16 protein-coding genes are annotated in these 17976 nt (G+C 68.5%); 11 read left to right on the forward strand and 5 right to left on the reverse strand.

Annotation, left to right across the window (positions count from 1 at the left end; translation table 11 throughout):
* Positions 1-7 precede the first annotated feature (7 nt).
* The 8 genes from ACOJUJ_RS26200 (at position 8) to ACOJUJ_RS26235 (ending at position 10040) form a co-directional block, all read left to right on the forward strand.
* A complete protein-coding gene (locus ACOJUJ_RS26200) occupies positions 8-1096 on the forward strand; it encodes a hypothetical protein (RefSeq protein WP_420129885.1) in 1089 nt (362 codons plus the stop codon).
* A 140-nt stretch (positions 1097-1236) separates the two neighbouring features.
* On the forward strand, positions 1237-1791 hold the full coding sequence (locus ACOJUJ_RS26205) for a Uma2 family endonuclease (RefSeq protein WP_420129886.1): 555 nt from the start codon (positions 1237-1239) through the stop codon (positions 1789-1791).
* Positions 1791-2594, forward strand: a complete 804-nt coding sequence (locus ACOJUJ_RS26210) for a Uma2 family endonuclease (RefSeq protein WP_420129887.1) — start codon at positions 1791-1793, stop codon at positions 2592-2594. The genes ACOJUJ_RS26205 and ACOJUJ_RS26210 overlap by 1 nt, the downstream gene beginning before the upstream one ends.
* Entirely contained in the window at positions 2575-2997 is a 423-nt protein-coding gene (locus ACOJUJ_RS26215; protein ID WP_420129888.1) for a hypothetical protein, read from the forward strand. Before ACOJUJ_RS26210 ends, ACOJUJ_RS26215 begins: the two co-directional genes overlap by 20 nt.
* A gap of 252 nt (positions 2998-3249) precedes the next feature.
* Positions 3250-3870, forward strand: a complete 621-nt coding sequence (locus ACOJUJ_RS26220) for an LON peptidase substrate-binding domain-containing protein (protein WP_420129889.1) — start codon at positions 3250-3252, stop codon at positions 3868-3870.
* Between the two features lie 640 nt (positions 3871-4510).
* On the forward strand, positions 4511-5422 hold the full coding sequence (locus tag ACOJUJ_RS26225) for an N-acetylmuramoyl-L-alanine amidase-like domain-containing protein (RefSeq protein ID WP_420129890.1): 912 nt from the start codon (positions 4511-4513) through the stop codon (positions 5420-5422).
* A gap of 389 nt (positions 5423-5811) precedes the next feature.
* Positions 5812-8736, forward strand: a complete 2925-nt coding sequence (locus ACOJUJ_RS26230) for a TonB-dependent receptor domain-containing protein (protein WP_420129891.1) — start codon at positions 5812-5814, stop codon at positions 8734-8736.
* 29 nt (positions 8737-8765) lie between these two features.
* The gene (locus ACOJUJ_RS26235) at positions 8766-10040 is read left to right on the forward strand and encodes a RagB/SusD family nutrient uptake outer membrane protein (RefSeq protein ID WP_420129892.1); all 1275 of its coding nucleotides are present in this window, start codon (positions 8766-8768) and stop codon (positions 10038-10040) included.
* Between the two features lie 224 nt (positions 10041-10264).
* On the opposite strand, the gene ACOJUJ_RS26240 is transcribed toward ACOJUJ_RS26235, so the two are convergent.
* From ACOJUJ_RS26240 to ACOJUJ_RS26260, 5 genes are all read right to left on the reverse strand, one after another.
* Positions 10265-10834 (reverse strand): hypothetical protein, encoded by a 570-nt coding sequence (locus tag ACOJUJ_RS26240; RefSeq protein WP_420129893.1) that lies wholly within the window; start codon positions 10832-10834, stop codon positions 10265-10267.
* A gap of 202 nt (positions 10835-11036) precedes the next feature.
* Positions 11037-11816 carry a transporter gene (locus ACOJUJ_RS26245; protein WP_420129894.1) on the reverse strand — a complete coding sequence of 260 codons (780 nt, stop codon included), beginning with the start codon at positions 11814-11816 and terminating at the stop codon, positions 11037-11039.
* A 226-nt stretch (positions 11817-12042) separates the two neighbouring features.
* Positions 12043-12921, reverse strand: coding sequence for a fructosamine kinase family protein (locus ACOJUJ_RS26250; protein WP_420129895.1), 879 nt, complete (start codon positions 12919-12921; stop codon positions 12043-12045).
* Entirely contained in the window at positions 12918-13409 is a 492-nt protein-coding gene (locus tag ACOJUJ_RS26255; protein ID WP_420129896.1) for a low molecular weight protein-tyrosine-phosphatase, read from the reverse strand. The genes ACOJUJ_RS26250 and ACOJUJ_RS26255 overlap by 4 nt, the downstream gene beginning before the upstream one ends.
* Positions 13410-13495: 86 nt before the next feature.
* Positions 13496-14026: a DinB family protein gene (locus tag ACOJUJ_RS26260; protein WP_420129897.1), complete on the reverse strand. Its 531-nt coding sequence runs from the start codon at positions 14024-14026 to the stop codon at positions 13496-13498.
* 387 nt (positions 14027-14413) lie between these two features.
* Here ACOJUJ_RS26260 and ACOJUJ_RS26265 point away from each other — a divergent pair, with 387 nt between their 5' ends.
* The 3 genes from ACOJUJ_RS26265 to ACOJUJ_RS26275 all read left to right on the forward strand — a co-directional run bounded on the left by ACOJUJ_RS26265 (position 14414) and on the right by ACOJUJ_RS26275 (position 17951).
* On the forward strand, positions 14414-15739 hold the full coding sequence (locus ACOJUJ_RS26265) for a hypothetical protein (RefSeq protein WP_420129898.1): 1326 nt from the start codon (positions 14414-14416) through the stop codon (positions 15737-15739).
* Positions 15740-16925: 1186 nt separating this feature from the next.
* On the forward strand, positions 16926-17357 hold the full coding sequence (locus ACOJUJ_RS26270) for a hypothetical protein (RefSeq protein ID WP_420129899.1): 432 nt from the start codon (positions 16926-16928) through the stop codon (positions 17355-17357).
* A 36-nt stretch (positions 17358-17393) separates the two neighbouring features.
* Positions 17394-17951 (forward strand): hypothetical protein, encoded by a 558-nt coding sequence (locus tag ACOJUJ_RS26275; protein WP_420129900.1) that lies wholly within the window; start codon positions 17394-17396, stop codon positions 17949-17951.
* Positions 17952-17976 lie beyond the last annotated feature (25 nt).

The raw sequence follows: 17976 nt of genomic DNA on the forward strand, positions 1-17976 counted from the left end.
GGCGCCGGTGCGCGGGCTGCGCCGCCTTCCCGCCGCGCTCGCCGCGGCTGCCTGCGTCGCGGTGGGCGCCTGGACCGCCACGTGTGCTGCCCGCGCCGCGGTGGAGGCGCTGGATCTCGGGCCCAACTACCGGCCCGAGATCCAGCCGCTGGGGTGGAGCGCGGACGGCCGGCAGGTTCTGTTCGTTCACACGGAGGTGCGCGGCGGCTACGACTATCGCGACACCTCACCCTGCGGCGGCAGCGGTATCTACCGGACACATGGCGGCTCCGCGCCGGCGCCCGTGCTCACAGGGCGGGCGTGGTGCCGCGACTCCGCCAGCTGGATGGTGCGTCCGTCCCTGTCCGCCGACCGCCGCACGGTGTTCGTGCTGCCGGAGCACGGCTACGGCGGCTGCACCCTGGTCGCCGCGCTGGACCTGGACACGCAAAGCTGGCGCGAGGCCGGCCGGATCTGCGGATCGTACGTGTACCGGTCCGCGGTTTCGCCGGATGGGCGGCGGATCGCGCTGGGGATGGGGTGCGGCATCGCGGTTGGCGGGGGCCAGGCGCAGCACGTGACGCCGCCCGGATGCGTGGACCGTGACGGAGACCGCCTGACGGTGATGAACCTGGACGGATCGGACCGGCGGCTGGTGGGCGCGCCGCGCGACGCGGATCCCGCATGGTCACCGGACGGCCGTGCGCTGGCGGTTCGGCCGACGGGTGGACCGGATGGCGACCGCATCGCCGTCATCGACCTGCGGACGGGGCGGCGGCGGCTGCTGACCCGCGGCACCAACCCCGCGTGGAGCCCGGACGGCCAGTGGCTCGTGTTCACGCGTCATCCGGGCAAGCCGGGGGCTCGTGTGACCCTGCACGTGATTCGGACGGACGGCACGGGTGAGCGCGTGGTGTTCACCCAGCAGCGGCGTGACATGCGTCGGGGCCCGAAGTACCCCGCGCCCGGCGGATGGCCGCGCGATCCTGTCTGGTCGCCGGACGGGCGGCGCATCGTGTTCACCAAGTACTTCCAGACCGGCGGAACGCTCTGGATCATCAACGCCGACGGCACCGGCCTGCGGCGGCTGTCGGAGCGGATCGAGCCCGCCGGCTGAGCGGTGGCGGGTTCCGTGAGGGGCGGCGCCAAGTGCGCGTCCACCTCTTCCGCTCTGGCTGTTCACTCTGTTACCTTACTGGGCGCGCGTCAAAGGGTCGCCGCCAAATGACACCTCACGCCAACCCAACAGGAGCATCGATGAACATCGCACCCCTGGACCGTGAGGCGACGCTTGAGGATCTCTGGGAATACGAAGCCCCTGCCGAGCTCATCGACGGGAAGATCGTCCCCGTGACCGGAACCCAGTTCGGACCTGGGAATGCTGCGTTCCGCATTCGTCTCAGCCTGTATATCCACGCGCAGAGCCGAGGTGGTGGACATGCGATCAGCGAAGGCGTCAGGTTTGTGCTTCAGACCCCACGTACGCAGGCGTTCCTTCCCGACGTTGCGTGGTTCGTGGGCGAGGTGACTGACCACGAGGTCGTATATGGCGCGCCGGCCCTCGCCGTCGAGGTCCGCAGTGCCGGAGACTATGGCCTTACCGCAGAACGCGAGATGAAGCTGAAACGCAGCCTCTATTTCGCCGCGGGAGCGCAGGTTGTGTGGGATGTGGACGTGCTGCGTGAGGGCTGGATTCGTGCGTATCACGCCCACGATCCCGAGAACCCGGTCGTCTTCCACCGCGGCGAGGTCGCCGATGCCGAGCCTGCGGTGCCCGGCTGGCGGTTCCAGGTGGACGAGCTGTTCCGGTGATGGACACCGGCGAGGTGTCGGTGCTGGAGGTGATCGAGGACGACAACTGGCTCTGGGAGCCGGGGGAGATCAAGGTCGTCCCGCACGGCCGCCCCGCGACCATCGACGATCTGCGCCGGACGAAGCACAAGGCGGAGATCGTCAACGGTGAGATGCTGGTCATCGGCCCGTCTGGTGGCCTGACGGCGAACGCCGCCGGCAACATCCTCATCAGCCTTCACCAGTATAAACGGCAGCACGGTGGAGGACGCGTTTTCGGTTCACGGCTGGCATATATCCTCGACCTTCCCAACCGGCAGGCCATCTGTCCAGATGTAAGCTGGTACACGGGACCGGATTCAGATGGCGGCTATCTTCGTGTAGCGCCCGTGTTTGCCGTGGAGGTGCGGGACGAAATCGATCACGGCGACGAGGCGGAGCAGCGGATGGCGGCGAAGCGGGCGGACTACTTCGCGGCGGGTACGCAGGTGGTGTGGGACGTGGACGTGCTGCGCGAAACCCTGATCCGCGCCTGCCACTCGAACCATCCGGGGCACGCGACGGTATACCGCCGCGGCGACATCGCCCACGCGGAGCCCGCCGTGCCCGGCTGGCGCTTCAGGGTGGACGAGCTGTTCGATCGATGGCCCGCGGCGGCACATCCAGCGTCCCGCGCCCCTGCCCGGAGAGTGTGCGATGCCACGCCGGTTCCGCCTGCTCCACGCTGCCGCGCTTCTCACGATCCTCCTTGCTTCCGCGGCGCTCGCGCGGCCGGCGGCGGCGCAGCACTGCTGGCCCAGCAGCGTGGCGCTGCTGGTGCGTGACGAGCAGGGCGCGCTTATCCACCCGCGTGAGCTGGACGGCTACACCTACACTCCCGAACGGCCGGACTCGTCGGACCAGCGGCACCGGGTGGAGCACCGCACCGACGGCCGCTGGCGCCCGCACGTGCCGCCGGGGGCGCACGCGCTGTACTGGTGGGGGCGGGGCGACTGCCGCGTGCACATCGACGAAGTGGTGCTCACGCGTGGCGGCCAGGTGATGCGGCTGCGGCTGAACCTGCGGCTGGATACGGGCGCCGATCCCGGACCCACGGAGTACCTCGTCGACACGCCTGCCTTTCAGCCCGGGACGTGGGAACTGCGGATGCCGCTTCCCGGCGGCAAGCTCCAGGGGCCCGCGTGGGTGACGGCGGCGCGCTGGCGTCGTCTTCCCGACGGAGATTGATCAGCCGGCCAGCTGCCGCCATTCGTTCCTTTGACGCTGGCGCCGCACCCGTCCGGCGCCCCGCAACCGCGTGGGGCGATTGCGGAGGAAAGAGATCCGCCGTGCACGGACGAAGCGTGGACTCCGTCAACGCCGGGTGAGGTTCGCGTGTTCTTTCTGAAGGTGGATGCAAGTGAACGTAAGGGCCGCTTGCGGTGGCGCTCCGGATGCGGCACTTTCGCAGGAGCACTCCATCCCCCGCCCCCGGCCTGAATGCGCCTTCCGCTCTTTCCCATCCCCGCGGTCCTTTTTCCGGGCGCGCCGATGCCGCTGCACATCTTTGAGCCGCGGTACCGGCAGATGGTGGCGCACTGCGTAGAGGGAAACGAGCAGTTTGGCCTGGTTTACCACGACCCCGACCGCCACGGCCCGTTCAGCACGGAGAACGGCGGGGTGGGGTGCGTGGCCCGCATCCTCAAGTACCAGCCCCTCCCCGACGGCCGCTCGCTCATCCTTTGCCGCGGCCTGGACCGCTTTCGCATCGAGGACGGCATCGAGAGCGGCGCCGCGTACTGGGAGGCGCTGGCCGCCCCGTACGACGACGAAAAGGAAGACAAGCGCGGACTGGTGCCGCGGCGCCGCCGCTCCATCGACCTGTTCTACCGGGTGCTGGAAGAGGTGGTGCGCTACAAGCAGCCCTTTCCCGAGATCGATCCGTACGCCGAGACGGGCTTTCAGATCGCGCAGGCCATCCGCATCGACCCTGGCTGGCAGCAGGAGCTGCTGGAAACACGCAAGGAGCGCGAGCGCCTGTCGCTGCTGGATGACCTGCTGCGCGCCGTGCTGGACTCCGGCAGCATCGGCGAGCCGGGCGAGGGGCCGTTCGGGATGTGAGTTCGGCTGTCGATCCGGAGAGCGCTCGATCCGTTGGGGCTATGGCCGCGAAGCTCAGTCATCCCGAGAGGATGTTGCCCAACCTCACCTGCTCCCAACGAGGCACGGTGTCATCCTGAGGGGGCGCACCTCCGTAACGCTCATGGCCACAGATGCTTGCGCGTGACCGAAGGATCTTTGTCGGGTCGCGCCAGGTCCAGCCATCGGGAGCCGTTCAAGTCCCTCAGTCAGGCGCACAAGGTCCTTCGGTCGGCGCCAAAGCCTTTGCGTGAAAGTGGTTCGCGGAGCGGCGCCTTCCCTCAGGATGACTGATCTCGGAAGGGGTTTGCCAAGACCGCTGAGCCTGAGGTGAGGGGGCCGCCGCGCAGATCTTGCCCTGGCAGGATCCCTGGCGGCGACTGAAGGGTCTTGCCGGCGAAACCGCGGGGCTGAATCCCGGCGGATGAGCCTGCCTCGCGCGAGCGGAGAGAAGGTCCTTCGGTCGCGTGCAAGCGGTTGTGTGGGTCGAGGTTCCGTGTGGCGCTCGCTCAGGATGACGGACTCACGGCTCGCGGAGTCGGCGGTCAGGACCTGTCCGCGGCGGCGGGTGTACGGTGCGGCCATGCCGACGGATGACGCGGGACCCGAGGAGATGGATGTGATGGACGCACGTGGATGCACCCGGAGGGCGTTCGTGGCGCGCGCGGCGGCGGGTGCCGCGGCGCTGCTGCTGCCGTTCCCCCTTTCGGCGGATGGATTCGGCGCGCCGGGCCAGGACGACCGCGAACGGCTGGCCGGGTGGCTGCGCACCTTGCGGGCGGAGGGGCTGGCGGACGCCGCGCCGTTGGGCCGCGCCGTGGCGCGCGTGGGCGAGCTGGCGCTGGGAACGCCGTACGCGGCGGGCACGCTGGAGCAGTACCTGCTGGACGGCGGATCGCCGGACGCCGAGCCGCTGACGCTGCACCTGGACCGCTTCGACTGCGTGACGCTGGTGGAGTCTGCGCTGGCGATCGCCCGGACGGCGGGGGCGGGGCCGGACGCGGGATGGGACCGCTTTGCCCGCGAGGTGGAACGGATGCGCTACCGCGGCGGCGCGCGGCGCGGATACACGTCGCGGCTGCACTACTTTAGCGAGTGGATCGCGGACGGCGAGCGGCGCGGCCTGCTGCGCGACCTAGGCCCGGAACTGGGCGCCGAGCGCGACGAGCGGCCGCTGCGCTTCATGTCCGAGCACCGCGCCAGTTATCCCGCGTTGCGCCATGACGACGCGCACGCCGCGATCGCGGAGCACGAACGTGGGCTGGGGCCGCGCAACCTGATCCCCAAAGACCGCATCCCGCGGATCACGGAGCGGCTGCAGACCGGCGACGTGCTGGCGTTCGGGACCGGTATCGCCGGCCTGGACGTGACGCACACCGGCCTTGCGTACCAAAGCCCCGACGGGGTGATGCGGGTGCTGCACGCCCCGCTTTCCGGCGGCGTGGTGCAGGTGAGCCCCGGCACCGTGGCCGACTACGTGAACGGCCTGCGCAACGCCACCGGCATCCTGGCCGCCCGCCCCCTGCGCGGCTGATCGGCCGGCGCGCTTCGGTCGACACGATCCAGCCCCGTCACGCACCCCCGCGCGGCGGGGCTGTTTGTCACCCTCTGTTTCCCTTCGCCCGGACCCGAACGGCGGGCGCCGACCGCGAAACAGGACACCCTTCCGCAGTGTCCGCATCCCCTCCCGCCACGAAGTGAACGCGGCGTCCCGAACACCCGGAATATACCGAATTTCCGGGAAACGAACTCTTGCGCGGAACCCGCGCGGCTGCTATTGAAACGGCAACGCTACGGCACATCCAACTACGCGTCACGGCCGACCTGATCTTGCAATCGGCGGTTCCAGAGCCACCTCCCCGGAAGCCATGCTGTTCCGGGGCCGGCGCGTACACTTCACAACTCTCCCCGGAGGACCCCTTGATGCGCCCATCCCGTCTGCGCCGGTGGCTCGGCGCGACCCTTCTGCTGCTGTGTGGCGCGCTGCCGTCGCGCGCCGCCGCGCAGGAAACGTATTCCATCCGCGGCACCGTGATCTCGGCCGCCGACCAGGCGCCGCTGGCCGCCGTGCGCGTGGCCATCCGCGGCACCACCATCAGCACGGTAACCGACGCCAACGGCGTGTACACCCTGCAGGCGCGCGTCTCCCCGGGCAGCTACACCCTGGTGGCGACCCTGCTGGGCCGCCAGTCGGGCAGTGTCCAGGTGGCGCTGGCCGGGAACGCGTCGGTGCAGGTGCCCGCCATTCGCCTGGCCGAGGGCGCGGTGCTGCTGGACGAGATGATCGTCACCGGCACGGCGGCGCCCACCTCGCGGCGCGCGCTGGGCAACAGCGTGGCCACGGTGGACGCGACCGACATCAGCCAGTCGCAGGCGCTCACCATCGACCAGGCGCTGCAGGGCAAGGTGGCCGGCGCGGTGATCACCAGCAACACCGGCACCCCGGGCGGCGGCGTGTCCATCCGCCTGCGCGGCACCAGCTCCATCACGGGCGGGGCCGAGCCGCTGTACATCGTGGACGGGGTGATCATCGACAACAACGCCGACGAGCAGATCAACGTCGGCTACCGCTCCAACCCGGTGAACCGGCTGGCGGACCTTGATCCGGCCGACATCGAGCGCATCGAGATCCTGAAGGGCGCGGCGGCCGCGGCGCTGTACGGCTCGCGCGCCAACAACGGCGTGGTGCAGATCTTCACCAGGCGCGGGCAGGCCGGCCGCCCGGTGTTCAACGTCAGCAGCCGCGTGGGCCGCAGCGACCTGGAGAACCGCATCGACTTCGCGCTCACGCCGGTTAACCCCGACGGCACCGCGGCGGTGCGCTACGACCACCAGGACCTGCTCTTTCGCGAGGGCACCTCGCGCGACCTGCACCTGAACGTGTCGGGCGGCGTGCAGGCCACGCGCTACTTCCTGTCGGCCAACTACGTCGAGCAGGAAGGCATCATGCTGGGGTCGGCGCACGACAAGGTGAACCTGCGCCTGAACCTGGACCAGGAGTTCGGCGACCGCTTCAGCGTGGGGGCGGGCGTGAACTTCGTGCGCAGCAACACCGACCTCATCATCAGCGGCGAGCAGGGCGAGGGCGGGCTGCTCACGGCCATCGTGTTCACCCCCACCACGGTCGACCTGACGGCCATCAACCCCGAGACGGGCGCGTACCGGAACAACGCCGGCCCCTTCGTGAACCCGCTCACGGTGGTGGAGAACTGGGACCTGGAACAGATCGTGGATCGCTTCGTGGGGTCGTTCCAGGCGCGGGCCAACCCGATCACGGACCTGACCCTGGAGTACCGGCTGGGCTACGATTCGTACCGAATGGAGACGCAGCAGTTCATCCCCCCCACCCCCAGCGTGGCGGCACAGGGGCGGGCGGTGTCGGCCAACCGCGGCAACCGGCTGATCAACAACGACCTGGTAGGCAACTTCCTGTGGCGTCCGGTGAGCGACCTGCAGATGACCAGTTCGCTGGGGATGAACCACACCTACCAGCGGGTGGACCAGCTGAACGCCAGCGCGCAGGACATCATTCCGGGGTCGCGGCTGGTGCGTGGCGCGGTGCAGTTTGCCACGGAATCCAAGACGGAGCTGGCCACGCTGGGCTTCTTTGGCCAGCAGCAGGCGGCGTGGCGGGAGCGCCTGTTCCTGACGGGCGCCATGCGGTGGGACGCCTCGTCCACCTTTGGCGACGACGAGCGCTGGCAGTTCTACCCCAAGGCCAGCGTGAGCTACGTGCTGTCCGAAGAGCCGTTCTTCCGCAACTCCGGCGTGGGCGGCACGGTGAACGAGCTGCGCCTGCGCGCCGCGCTGGGCTACGCGGGCAACCAGCCGCCGCTGAACGCGGCGTACGCGCGCGCGAGCCGCTTCGGGTCGTCGGTGAACATCGACCGGCTGGGCCTGATTCCCCTGTCGCAGGCGGGGAACGCCGACCTTGCGCCTGAGCGCCAGCGCGAGGTTGAGCTGGGGGCCGACCTGTCCCTGTGGGACGACCGCATCGGCCTGAGCGCCACCTGGTACGAAAAGTACACGCGCGACCTGCTGCTTCCCCGCCCGTTCGCGCCCAGCGCCGGCGTGGCCACGGTGCTGGAGAACGTGGGCGAGCTGAGCAACCGCGGCGTGGAGCTGCAGCTGGAGACGGTGAACCTGCAGGGCGAGCGCTTTGGCTGGTCGTCCACGATCATCTACTCGCGCAACCGCAACAAGGTCGAGAAGCTGGAGATCCCGGCGTACTTCGTGGGCTATGGCAACCGGGTGGAGGAGGGACAGCCGCTGGGCGTTCTGTACCTTCCCGCCTACATGCGCGACGAACAGGGGAACATTGTCAGCGACTCCGTGGGTCCGCGCCTGGCCGCGGCCCGCGACATCGTGGGCAACCCGTGGCCGGACTACGCGGCCTCGCTGCGCAACGAGTTCCGGCTGGGCCGGGCGGTGACCGTGTCGTTCCTGCTGGACGGCCAGTTCGGGCACGAGCTGTGGAACCAGACGCGCCGCATCATGGACGTCTCCAGCGCGGGCCCGCTGTACGACGCCCTGCTGCGCGGCGAGATCACGCAGGCGCAGCGGGCGCGGCTGCAGAGCATCTGGGAGTACTACGTCGAAGACGCCAGCTTCATCAAGCTGCGTGACCTTACCCTGCGCTGGTCGGTGCCGTCGCGCCTTACGGGGCGCTTCAACGCGCAGAGCGTGCAGCTGGAGCTGCAGGGGCGCAACCTGCACACCTGGACGGACTACAGCGGCTACGATCCCGAGATCAACATGTTCGGCCTGAACACGGTGGAGCGGGGCGTCGATTTCGCCGTCTATCCCAACGCGCGCGAGGTTTCGCTCGGCGTGCGTCTGAACTTCTGAGGGCGCCGATGACAACGACAGGAGCAACCATGACGATGAGTCGCGGGGCCCGTGTCCTGGCGGCGCTGGCGCTGCTGGGAGGGCTGAGCGCGTGCGAGCTCGATTTTACCGATCCCAACCAGCCTCCCGAGGAGGAGGTGATCGTCACCCCGGCCACGCTGGCCCGGGTGGCGGTGGGGCTGCAGGCGCAGTACAGCGACCAGCTGGCGGACCCGGTGTACGTCACCGGCCTGGTGACCAACGAGATCGGGGCCACCCCCACCGCCTTTGAATCGTACCGCAGGGCGGACGCGGGCAGCCCCATCACGGGCGACGACGGTCCGTCGCTGGACCCCTGGTCAGGGCAGTACGACGTGATCCGCACGGCCAACGTGCTGATCGAGAACGTTCCGCAGGTGGGCTTTGGCCCGGGCACCACCAGCGGCCTTCTGGCGCTGGCCAAGCTGTACAAGGCCATGGCGTTCGGGAACCTGTACCAGCACTACGAAAGCTTTCCCCTGGTGGTCCAGTCCACCACCAGCGACGCGCCGTTCGCCACGCGCGCCGAGGCCATGACGGAGATCCTTCGCCTGCTGGAAGAGGCGCGGCAGCACCTGGCCACCACGCCTCCGTCCCCGGAGTTCAACACCACCGTCCTGGCGCCGGGCTTCAACCTGGCGGCCACCATCGACGCCATGCTGGCGCGGTACAACCTGATCGGCGGCAACCTGGACGCGGCGATGGCGGCGGCGCAGCGGGTGCCCCTGACCTCGCTTTCCGAGTTCCGCTTTGCCACGGGCGACGTAAACCCGCTGTGGAACCTGTGGTACAACTCGGGCAACGCGTATCAGATGCGCGCCAAGCAGTCGTTCCGGCTGCAGGCCGAGGCGGGTGACCAGCGGGTAGCCTACTGGGTGTCTCCCGACACCATTCCGGGCGCAACCCAGCGGATGGACCAGATCGCCCGCTACAACACCAACACTCGCACCTACGTGGTGTACTTTCCGGACGAGATGCGGCTGATCATGGCCGAGGTGCACGCGCGCCAGAACCGGCTTTCCGAGGCGCTGGCGCTGGTGAACGCGGTGCGCACGCCGTGCACGTCGACGCTGGCGGAGCCGGTGGCGTGCCTGCCGGCGCTCACGCTGGCGCAGGTGCCCACGCAGCAGGCAATGCTCGACGAGATCCTGCGCCAGCGCCGGTACGAGCTGTACCTGCAGGGCCTGCGCTGGTCGGACCTGCGCCGCTTTGGGCAGCCGGTGAAGTACGAGTTCATGCCGGTGCCTACCATCGAGTGCGACCGCAACCAGAGCGCGCCCTGCTGACGCGCTGACGGCCGTACGTTTCGATGAGGTGAACCAGAAAGGGCGCGGAGACAGTCTCCGCGCCCTTCCTGTTCATGTGCATGGTGCCCGGGGTCCACAACAGATGGGGGGTACAGAGGAACAGGGAAAAGCCAGAGGAACAGAGGAGATTCACGTCCCTCTGCATCTCTCTTTTCCACTCGGTTCCTCTGTATCCAATCCTCTTTGGGGAGGGCGGGAGATTTTCAGCCCGGGCGCAGGCTGGTGAGCACCACCATGGCGATGAACAGGGTGAGCATCACCGGCGGCAGGATGCGGTGCACACGCTCGCTGGCGGTCACCAGGCCGACCAGGGCAACCAGGAAGAAGGCGAGCTCGAAGGGCCGGTCCTGGTTCCAGAACTCGGCGCCCTGAAAGCCGATGTTGCGCACCGCGGTCACGATGGGGATCAGGACCGTCAGGCCAAAGAACCAGGGGCGCGCCTCGAAGTAGTGGTCGCGCAGCGACACCTCGCCGCTGTCGTCCTGGTCCAGCTCCGGCAGCACCAGCACCGCGATCAGGTACAGCAGGATGGGGGTGAGCAGAAAGACCAGGAACGCAAAGAAGTTGCTCTCGATCCGCCGGCCGAACTCGAAGCTTCCCCACCAGAACTGCACGTGGGCCAGAAACACGATGACGGCGGCCACCACCGACGGCATGTAGACACGCACGCGCCGGCGCCGGCTGAGCAGCTTGCCCACGCTGCTCAGCAGGTGCGAGAGCCCCAGCCCCACGATGATGGAGACCAGGACGGACAGGTACTCGCCCGTATTCATGGATCACGGATGCGGGTGGGGCGGATGGCGCGCGCGGCGAGCGCACGGCGGCGGGGCAGGATGCGTCCGCGCGGCGGGCGCGGCAAGGGGAGAGTGCCGGCCGCCGCGGAAAGCACTGCGGATCACACTATCACCCCCTCACACCCTCACACCCTCACACCCTCACACCCTCACACCCTCACACCCTCACACCCTCACACCCTCAGCGCCGGTAGGCGTGCTCCAGGCTCAGGTACAGGAACAGCATCCGCTCCCCGCTGCTCGCCCCCACGCCCATCGGCACGGCGAGGCCGGGGACCACCTGCACGCGGCCAACGTCGAACGCCGCGCGCACGCCGGGTGAGACGAACAGGCTTTCCGTGACCTGGCCCAGGACGTCTTCCCGCTCCCACGCCGCCTCCACCAGCAGGTTAGCGCGCGGGTGCGCCAGCCAGACCACGCTCTGCGCCAGGCTCAGCTGCGAAACGTCATCGGGAAACCAGGCCAGCGACGCGTTGCTGTGCGCCACCAGCACGGGCGCCAGCACGGCGCTCACCGGCAGCGCGCCCTCCACGCCCGTGCGCCCGCCGCCGCGCCCCGACGCCCTGTCGCCGGTGGGAAGCAGCAGGCTGAGCCGCGGCGCCACCGCCAGCCGCGACGACGCGTCGCCGACCAGCTGGTAGCGGTAGTCCACCGACACGTCGCCGATCCCGGCGGAGAATCCGCCGCCCGGGTGCACCACCGGAATGGTGTAGCTGATCTGGTGCTTAAGCCCGAACAGCGGCCACTCCTGCGTGAACCCGTACCCCCATGCGCCCCCGGCGTGGGCCCTTTCCACCGCGCTGATGTGCTGCACCACTCCCGATTCCTGGTTGTACGCCTCTTCGATCAGAAAGCTGTTGTCCGAAATGGGCGCGGGCGCAGCCGCCCCCTGTGCACACAGCGCAGGCGCCGCCGCCAACAAGGCGATCAGGGGAGCGATACCCAGGATGGAAGTTTTCATTTCGATCAGGTGCAGGAGAAATTTAAACGAATCGAAATTATGATAAACGAAACATCCGACGCGTCAACACTTCGCGCCCAGCGGAATCAAACGCGGCGTGTCCATCCCGACGCCCAGCCACACTGACGCCAGCCTCCAGGTCATCGGTTGCGGGCCGAATCTACTCTCAGTTATCGCGATGGCAGACGCGGCAGCCCGCTCCGCAGGTCCGCGCGACTGCGCACCATCAGCCGGCGAGTGCCTGGCGCAGGACGGCGGCGGCCTGGGCACCGTAGCCGCCGCCGAAGAGGTTTACGTGGATCAGCAGGTACCACAGCTGATAGACGGCCCGCCGGACGGGGTAGCCGGGCTGCAGCGGCCACGCCTCGCGATACGCCGCGCGAAAGCCGTCGCCAAAGCCACCGAACAGCTCCGTCATGGCCAGGTCGGCCTCGCGGTGGCCGCGGTACACGGCGGGGTCGATGAGGGCGGGCCCGTCCGGCGACGCCAGCACGTTGCCGCCCCACAGGTCCCCGTGCAGCAGCGAAGGGCCGTCCGCCTCCGCCGGCGCCAGCAACTCCGGAAGGCGATCCATCAGCCGGTCCCACTCCGCCGCCCTCCCCGGCATCCGCCCGCCGCGCCGCGCCAGCTCCAGCTGCGGCTCCAGCCGCCGCGCCCGCCAGAACTCCGCCCAACAGGCGGCCACCCCGTTCGCCTGCGGCAGTCCGGCCATGAAGTTGTCCTCCATCCATCCCCACCCGTCCGCGTGCCCCGCGCGGTGAAGCGCCGCCAGCCCGCGCCCCAGCCGCTCCGCGAAGTCCGGCGTACGGCGGGAGGGCTCCAGCCACTCCAGCGCGATCCACGCCGGCGCACCTTCCTCCGCCTCCGCCCACGCAATCGGGCGCGGGACGACGAGCCCGTCCGCCGCCGCGCGGAGCGCATCCAGCCCCCGCGCCTCCGCCGCGAACATCCCGGGCGGCGCGTCGGCGTTGTGCTTTACGAACACCGGCCCGGCCGCCAGCTCCACCCGCATTCCGTGGTTGATGCACCCGCCGGACACCGGCGCCGCGCCGCGCACCGGTCCCAGCCGTGTCTCCAGCGCGCGGCGGAGCGGGGCGGAGATCATCCCTCCAGCCCGTGTTCGCGAACGACGTGCTCCAGGAACGCCGCCGACGCCCGCTCCACGATGTCCTGAACGTCGTCGAAGCCGCTGGGGCCGCCGTAGTACGGGTCCGGCACGTTGCCGTCGCCGGGGTGCGGGTCCCACTCGCGCAGCCGGTGCACCTTCGCGGAGCCGCCGGACGCGCGCAGCAGGTCGCGCAGCGCAGCCTCGTTCTCCGCGTCCATCGCGATCACGTAGTCAAAGCGGTTCAGGTCGCCGGCCACCACCGAGCGGCTGCGGCCGGCGAGCTCGATGCCGCGGCGCCGCGCCGTATCGGTGGAACGCGCGTCGGGCGGGCTGCCGCGGTGGTAGCCGCTGGTCCCCGCCGAGTCGATGTCGAAGCGGTCGGCGAGGCCGCGCTCGCGCACCTGGTGCCGGAACACCGCCTCGGCCAGCGGCGAGCGGCAGATGTTGCCCAGGCAGACGAACAGCACGCGGATGGGTTCGGTCATGCGCTTTTTCGGTGGATGAACGTCGATCGGCCCCGTCATGGTGCCGGGGCCGATCAAGATGCGGATTCCCGCGCCGCGTGCAACCGTCAGCCGAAGGTGGGCTGCTCGTCCGCCGTGGGGCCGTACATGGGCGGAAGCGGCACGTCCAGCAGGCGCAGGTATACGCTCAGCTGCGCGCGGTGGTGCACCATGTGGTTGATGCCCATCGCGCGGATCACCGCCACCCGCGGCATGGTCTGCAGCACCTGCTCGCCGCGGCGCAGCTGCCACGGCTGCGTAAGCGCCGCGTCGTCCGTGGCGTCCAGCGCCTGCCGCATCGCCGCCACCCGCTCCTCGAACGCGTCCAGGATCTCCTGCACGCTGCCGGGCGGCGGGTTGCGCGTGACGGTCGCGATGTCAAAGTGGTCGGCGCCCAGCACCCGGATAAGCCAGTACGGGATGGTGGCCAGGTGCAGCGCCAGCCCGCCCAGCGTCATGGACTTTTCGTGCGGCTTCCAGTCCAGGTGCGCCTCGGGAACACGCTCCAGCAGCTTGCGCGTGGTGTTCAGCTCGTGGTTCAGGTCGCCCAGGGCAAGCTGCTTGAGCGATGGAGAGGTGGATGCTTCGGCAACGGACATGCGGATGCTTTCGTAAGTGGGTGGTCGGGGGCACTCCACAACGTGCGCACAACATACACGGCGGAAACCGAGTTGGCGATTGCCTCGTGCACGTGATGGCGACTCTACCCGCCGATACGGGACCCGAGGATGTGCCGAGCGCTCGGAGAAGCAAATGGATGCGCCGCCGGACTACGGAAGGTTGCTACACGGATCGGGAGCCTGATCCGACATCGGTGTTACACGTTACTGAGAATCCTTTTCCGCCAGAAGCGTCCGCTATATCCGTATTCTGCCGCGCGGACTATCTTATCGCCGGTAACTTGATGTCCCAAAAAGAAAGCACTTTGCTAGCCAGATACAATCGTAATGGATGATAGGGCTCCTCGTCGGCGCCGGTTAAGAACAGTGGTTCCGCCGCCCGATGCTCTCCCCGAGCATGTGCTGCTCGTCGGGATTGATGATCCCCTGGCGCGGGTGTTATGGCGGGCCAGCCGCGACATTTCCGAATGGGTCGCTGCGCCGCAATCGTCCAGGGCAAGCGAACCGGGGGACGCGGCGCTTTTTCGCGAACAACTCGCCTACGTCGTCAGCAAGACGCCGGAACTGGAGGAGGCATTCGGAGCCTTCGGATTGCTGAGGCTGAATCCCAGGCTTGCACAACGAAGTTCCCTCGCCAGGGCCTGCCAGCAGGTTCACGCGTGGGCGGACGCTCGGGGAATGCAGGAAACCGCCTTGCTGTTCGCGGAGAGCTGGGGTCGGATCGACTCCGAAAACCCGATCGCCGCCAATGAAGCAGGGCGTGCAGCGCGCCGGACGGCGCACATCCATCGGGCTGAGGCCTGGTTTGAGCGTGCGTACACGATCGCCGCTCGGCACAAGAACAGGCGAGAAAAAATCCGGGCCCTGATCGGGCATGGCGGGCTGCTGCGGGAACTCGGAAGATACAGCGAAGCTCGCGACAAGTTCTTCGATGCCGCCCGTATCGCGGCTTCGACGCGCCGGCACAGGCAAGCGGCGGAAGTACGGCACGAACTGCTGACGATCGCCGTTGAAACCGGTAGCTACGCCGAAGCGGAGCCCTACATGCGCGCCGCGCTGCGGGAATATCCCGTACACCATCGCGCTGTGCCATGGCTCGCCCATGACTGGGCGTTCTTTCTGGTGCTGCTGAACCTGTACAAGGAGGCGCGCGTGCTGCTGGAGGCGGTGCGCCCGCACGTGTCACGACGCGACCTGCAGGTGGTCATCGAAGGTACGCTCGGCCGCGCGGCCGCGGGATGCGGGGACCGGGATGCCTACGAGCTTTGCAGGGAGCGTGTGCTCGTCCTCAGCTCCGTGCACGGCGAGTATGCCGCCGCCGCCCTGGCCCACCTGGCTGTCGGAGCGCAGTTCTTCGGTGAATGGGAACTGGCGGAGGGTATGGGCGTGCGGGCGATCGCATCGGCCCGCACACGGCATCAGCTCGACGTCGAACGCGGAGCAACGGAGATCGTCCGCGCCATCCGCGCCCGGCTGCCCGCACCGCCGCAGGCCACCCTCCCGCAGCCGAACAAGCTCGCCGTCATAGAGCGCGACATGCTTGCACGCCTGCGCGCGTGGACAAAGCCTCGCCGCCGGAAGGTGGTGGATGACCCCGAAGCCGGGGGCCGGCCCGACCGGCCTACCGGCGAAGGTCAGCCTACCGGACCGCGCACGGATCCGCGCCCTGAACCGCCCCACCGCTCCCGATAGTCCAGCCCCCGCCGTCCGCGCTGCTCACGCAAAGCGTTCCCCCCGCCGTTGATTGGTTCGACGGTGGGGTCGTCGTCGTGTCGCTCCTGCCCCCCGATCCGATTGTCCAGCCGCCGTCAAAGCTGGGGGCATTCGGCACGGCCGCCGGGTTCGCTGCGTCGCCACATCCCGAAAGGAGAGCGGCGAGAGCGAAGGTGCTCAGTGACAGTCGCTTACGCATGGTTGCTCGTTCGCCTCCGTGGCGGGCTGGGGGAGTGGTGAGGGCTGTGTAATCATACACTACACGCCAGCACTCCCCGGCAAATAAAATCCGCCAGCACTGTCCGTTCTTTCTCCGCTATCTGCCCCGCCAGCTTTGGAGACAGTTCTCCCGCCCGGCGGCTCGTTGCGTCGACCGCGAGGCGGTTCTGCTGGTTCCCCTGTCAGGAGCGGGAGTGTTATGCCCACGGACAAATCGGCGGATGTAGCGTACGACCGTGAACGGACCAGCCCTGTAACTGGGTCGGCGGCTATCTCGCCTTCCCGATCAGCTCTGCCCAGCCCCGGCCGCGGCCCATACGGTGGAGAGCCGCCGGACTACGCGGCATACCGTTACGGCTATCCACCGTGCTGCGGGCGGATGTTCGGCAGCGGCAACTAAAGGCACACCGCTGGGGCTGCCGCTGGAGCAAGATCGCTGGGACACCAGTACGCTTGGCGCGGGCGTTGATCCGTAGGGGCAGCCACTGCCTCTCCGGGTCCCTGTATCCTTGGCCGCCCACTCTCTCTCCCGTGGCAAACTCCCGCCGTCAGGCCAGGAGCACACACTCGGGCGGGTGGCTTAATCTGGAGCGATGGCGGGTGATCGTCCGCCGTCGTTCCTCCCAGCGGGCCTGCTGCCCATCGTCATTCGCCCCCCGCGCGGGGGTGCAGATCGACCCCGCATCGAGTCTTTTCTCTGGGCTGGCATTTGCAAACAGACGAGTAATATAAGCTCTGGTAGATCAGCAGCACCCGGGAATGGATAAAGGTTTCGATGAGCGTGGGTTTCTTCGCTCGGATCGTTGGTGCTGCCGTCGCCACGACGGCGTCTGCATGCAGCTACAGACCGGCTGGCGGGCCAGCCGCACCGGAAACCATCTTTGAAGTGGCTGTCCGGCATGTGACAGCGGGCGCCAACGGGGCTGTGCGGATCGACCCTCGTGTCATGGACAGCATCCCGACCCGCTTCGATTTTGAACGCGATGTCGTGATCGCGCCGACACCCACGCTGCTCGTACTCCGCGACGAGGAGCGGCAACGACAGGCCACGCTGACCCGTCTTGGCGTTCAGCCGGAGCGCATCGAGGACTATACGGCCTGCACCCCCTACATCGGTGGGGTGCCGGTGAACCGGCCGGGAGCGACACCCGAATGGCGGGCGGCGGCCGACAGTGCGCGTAGGGCTTGTGCCGCACGGGCAACGTACGGGGTAGCCGTCCTGAGCCTGCCCCGCCGCACGTCAGAGGGGACGTCGTGGAAGATTCGCGTTTACTTCGTTAGCGCCGAGTCGCGCCAGATTCACGACTTGCTCCTGGCTTGGGACGGGGGCACATGGACGGTGCTCAGCCGGGAAGAGCTCTTGAGCGTGTCATCATGAACGTGGAGGGCCAAACGTCTGCGCTGAGGATAGGTGATGCGGAGTAATCGTCTGATCACCATGGCTTGCCTTGTGGGCCTTGCACTGTGCGCCTCCCTGGGAGCGCAGGCCGGGGCCGACGAGGAGGCAGCTGTTATCGCCGCTGCCGTAAACCACATGACCGGCTTGCTCCGGAGTTCCGACGGCGTCCCCGCCGGTACGATCAAGTTCGACGAGCGCATCGTGCAGAGCCGCCGGATGGACAGTCCCGCGCACAGCAGCCCGGTAACGGTCTACGAGCTGACGGGCACCCGCTCCGCGGAGGTCGCCGTTGCGGCGCGAACGATGATGGGCGCTGAACCGGGCCAGTTTGACGCAGCGCGTGTATGCGCGTCGGAAAGCCTGCGAAGCTGCAACCTGGGGAACGCAGTCGCGGTCTTTGCGTCCAGTGACCCGCTCCTCGGCGGCGACACGGCGCAGGTCGTGGTCAAGGCCATGTGGATGGGAGATCTGGCCAAGCAGCCCGTGCAGGACGGGATCTTTCTCCTCTCGCTCCAGCGCGATTCCTCTCAGGGGTGGCGAGTGGTCGCCACACGCACGCTTCGGATTTCGTAAGCTCGCCTCCCCGTGGCCGGCAAGA

The organism is Longimicrobium sp., assembly GCF_048594345.1.
In the GTDB taxonomy this organism is placed as follows: domain Bacteria; phylum Gemmatimonadota; class Gemmatimonadetes; order Longimicrobiales; family Longimicrobiaceae; genus Longimicrobium.

Excerpts from the sequence above, each read along its gene's own strand:
- ACOJUJ_RS26250 (WP_420129895.1), bottom strand. The coding sequence starts at position 12,921 with ATGATCTCCGCCCCGCTCCGCCGCGCGCTGGAGACACGGCTGGGACCG.
- ACOJUJ_RS26210 (WP_420129887.1), top strand. The coding sequence starts at position 1,791 with ATGGACACCGGCGAGGTGTCGGTGCTGGAGGTGATCGAGGACGACAAC.
- ACOJUJ_RS26235 (WP_420129892.1), top strand. The coding sequence starts at position 8,766 with ATGACGATGAGTCGCGGGGCCCGTGTCCTGGCGGCGCTGGCGCTGCTG.
- ACOJUJ_RS26270 (WP_420129899.1), top strand. The coding sequence starts at position 16,926 with ATGGACAGCATCCCGACCCGCTTCGATTTTGAACGCGATGTCGTGATC.
- ACOJUJ_RS26255 (WP_420129896.1), bottom strand. The coding sequence starts at position 13,409 with ATGACCGAACCCATCCGCGTGCTGTTCGTCTGCCTGGGCAACATCTGC.
- ACOJUJ_RS26260 (WP_420129897.1), bottom strand. The coding sequence starts at position 14,026 with ATGTCCGTTGCCGAAGCATCCACCTCTCCATCGCTCAAGCAGCTTGCC.
- ACOJUJ_RS26275 (WP_420129900.1), top strand. The coding sequence starts at position 17,394 with ATGCGGAGTAATCGTCTGATCACCATGGCTTGCCTTGTGGGCCTTGCA.
- ACOJUJ_RS26220 (WP_420129889.1), top strand. The coding sequence starts at position 3,250 with ATGCGCCTTCCGCTCTTTCCCATCCCCGCGGTCCTTTTTCCGGGCGCG.
- ACOJUJ_RS26205 (WP_420129886.1), top strand. The coding sequence starts at position 1,237 with ATGAACATCGCACCCCTGGACCGTGAGGCGACGCTTGAGGATCTCTGG.
- ACOJUJ_RS26245 (WP_420129894.1), bottom strand. The coding sequence starts at position 11,816 with ATGAAAACTTCCATCCTGGGTATCGCTCCCCTGATCGCCTTGTTGGCG.
- ACOJUJ_RS26240 (WP_420129893.1), bottom strand. The coding sequence starts at position 10,834 with ATGAATACGGGCGAGTACCTGTCCGTCCTGGTCTCCATCATCGTGGGG.
- ACOJUJ_RS26225 (WP_420129890.1), top strand. The coding sequence starts at position 4,511 with ATGGACGCACGTGGATGCACCCGGAGGGCGTTCGTGGCGCGCGCGGCG.
- ACOJUJ_RS26230 (WP_420129891.1), top strand. The coding sequence starts at position 5,812 with ATGCGCCCATCCCGTCTGCGCCGGTGGCTCGGCGCGACCCTTCTGCTG.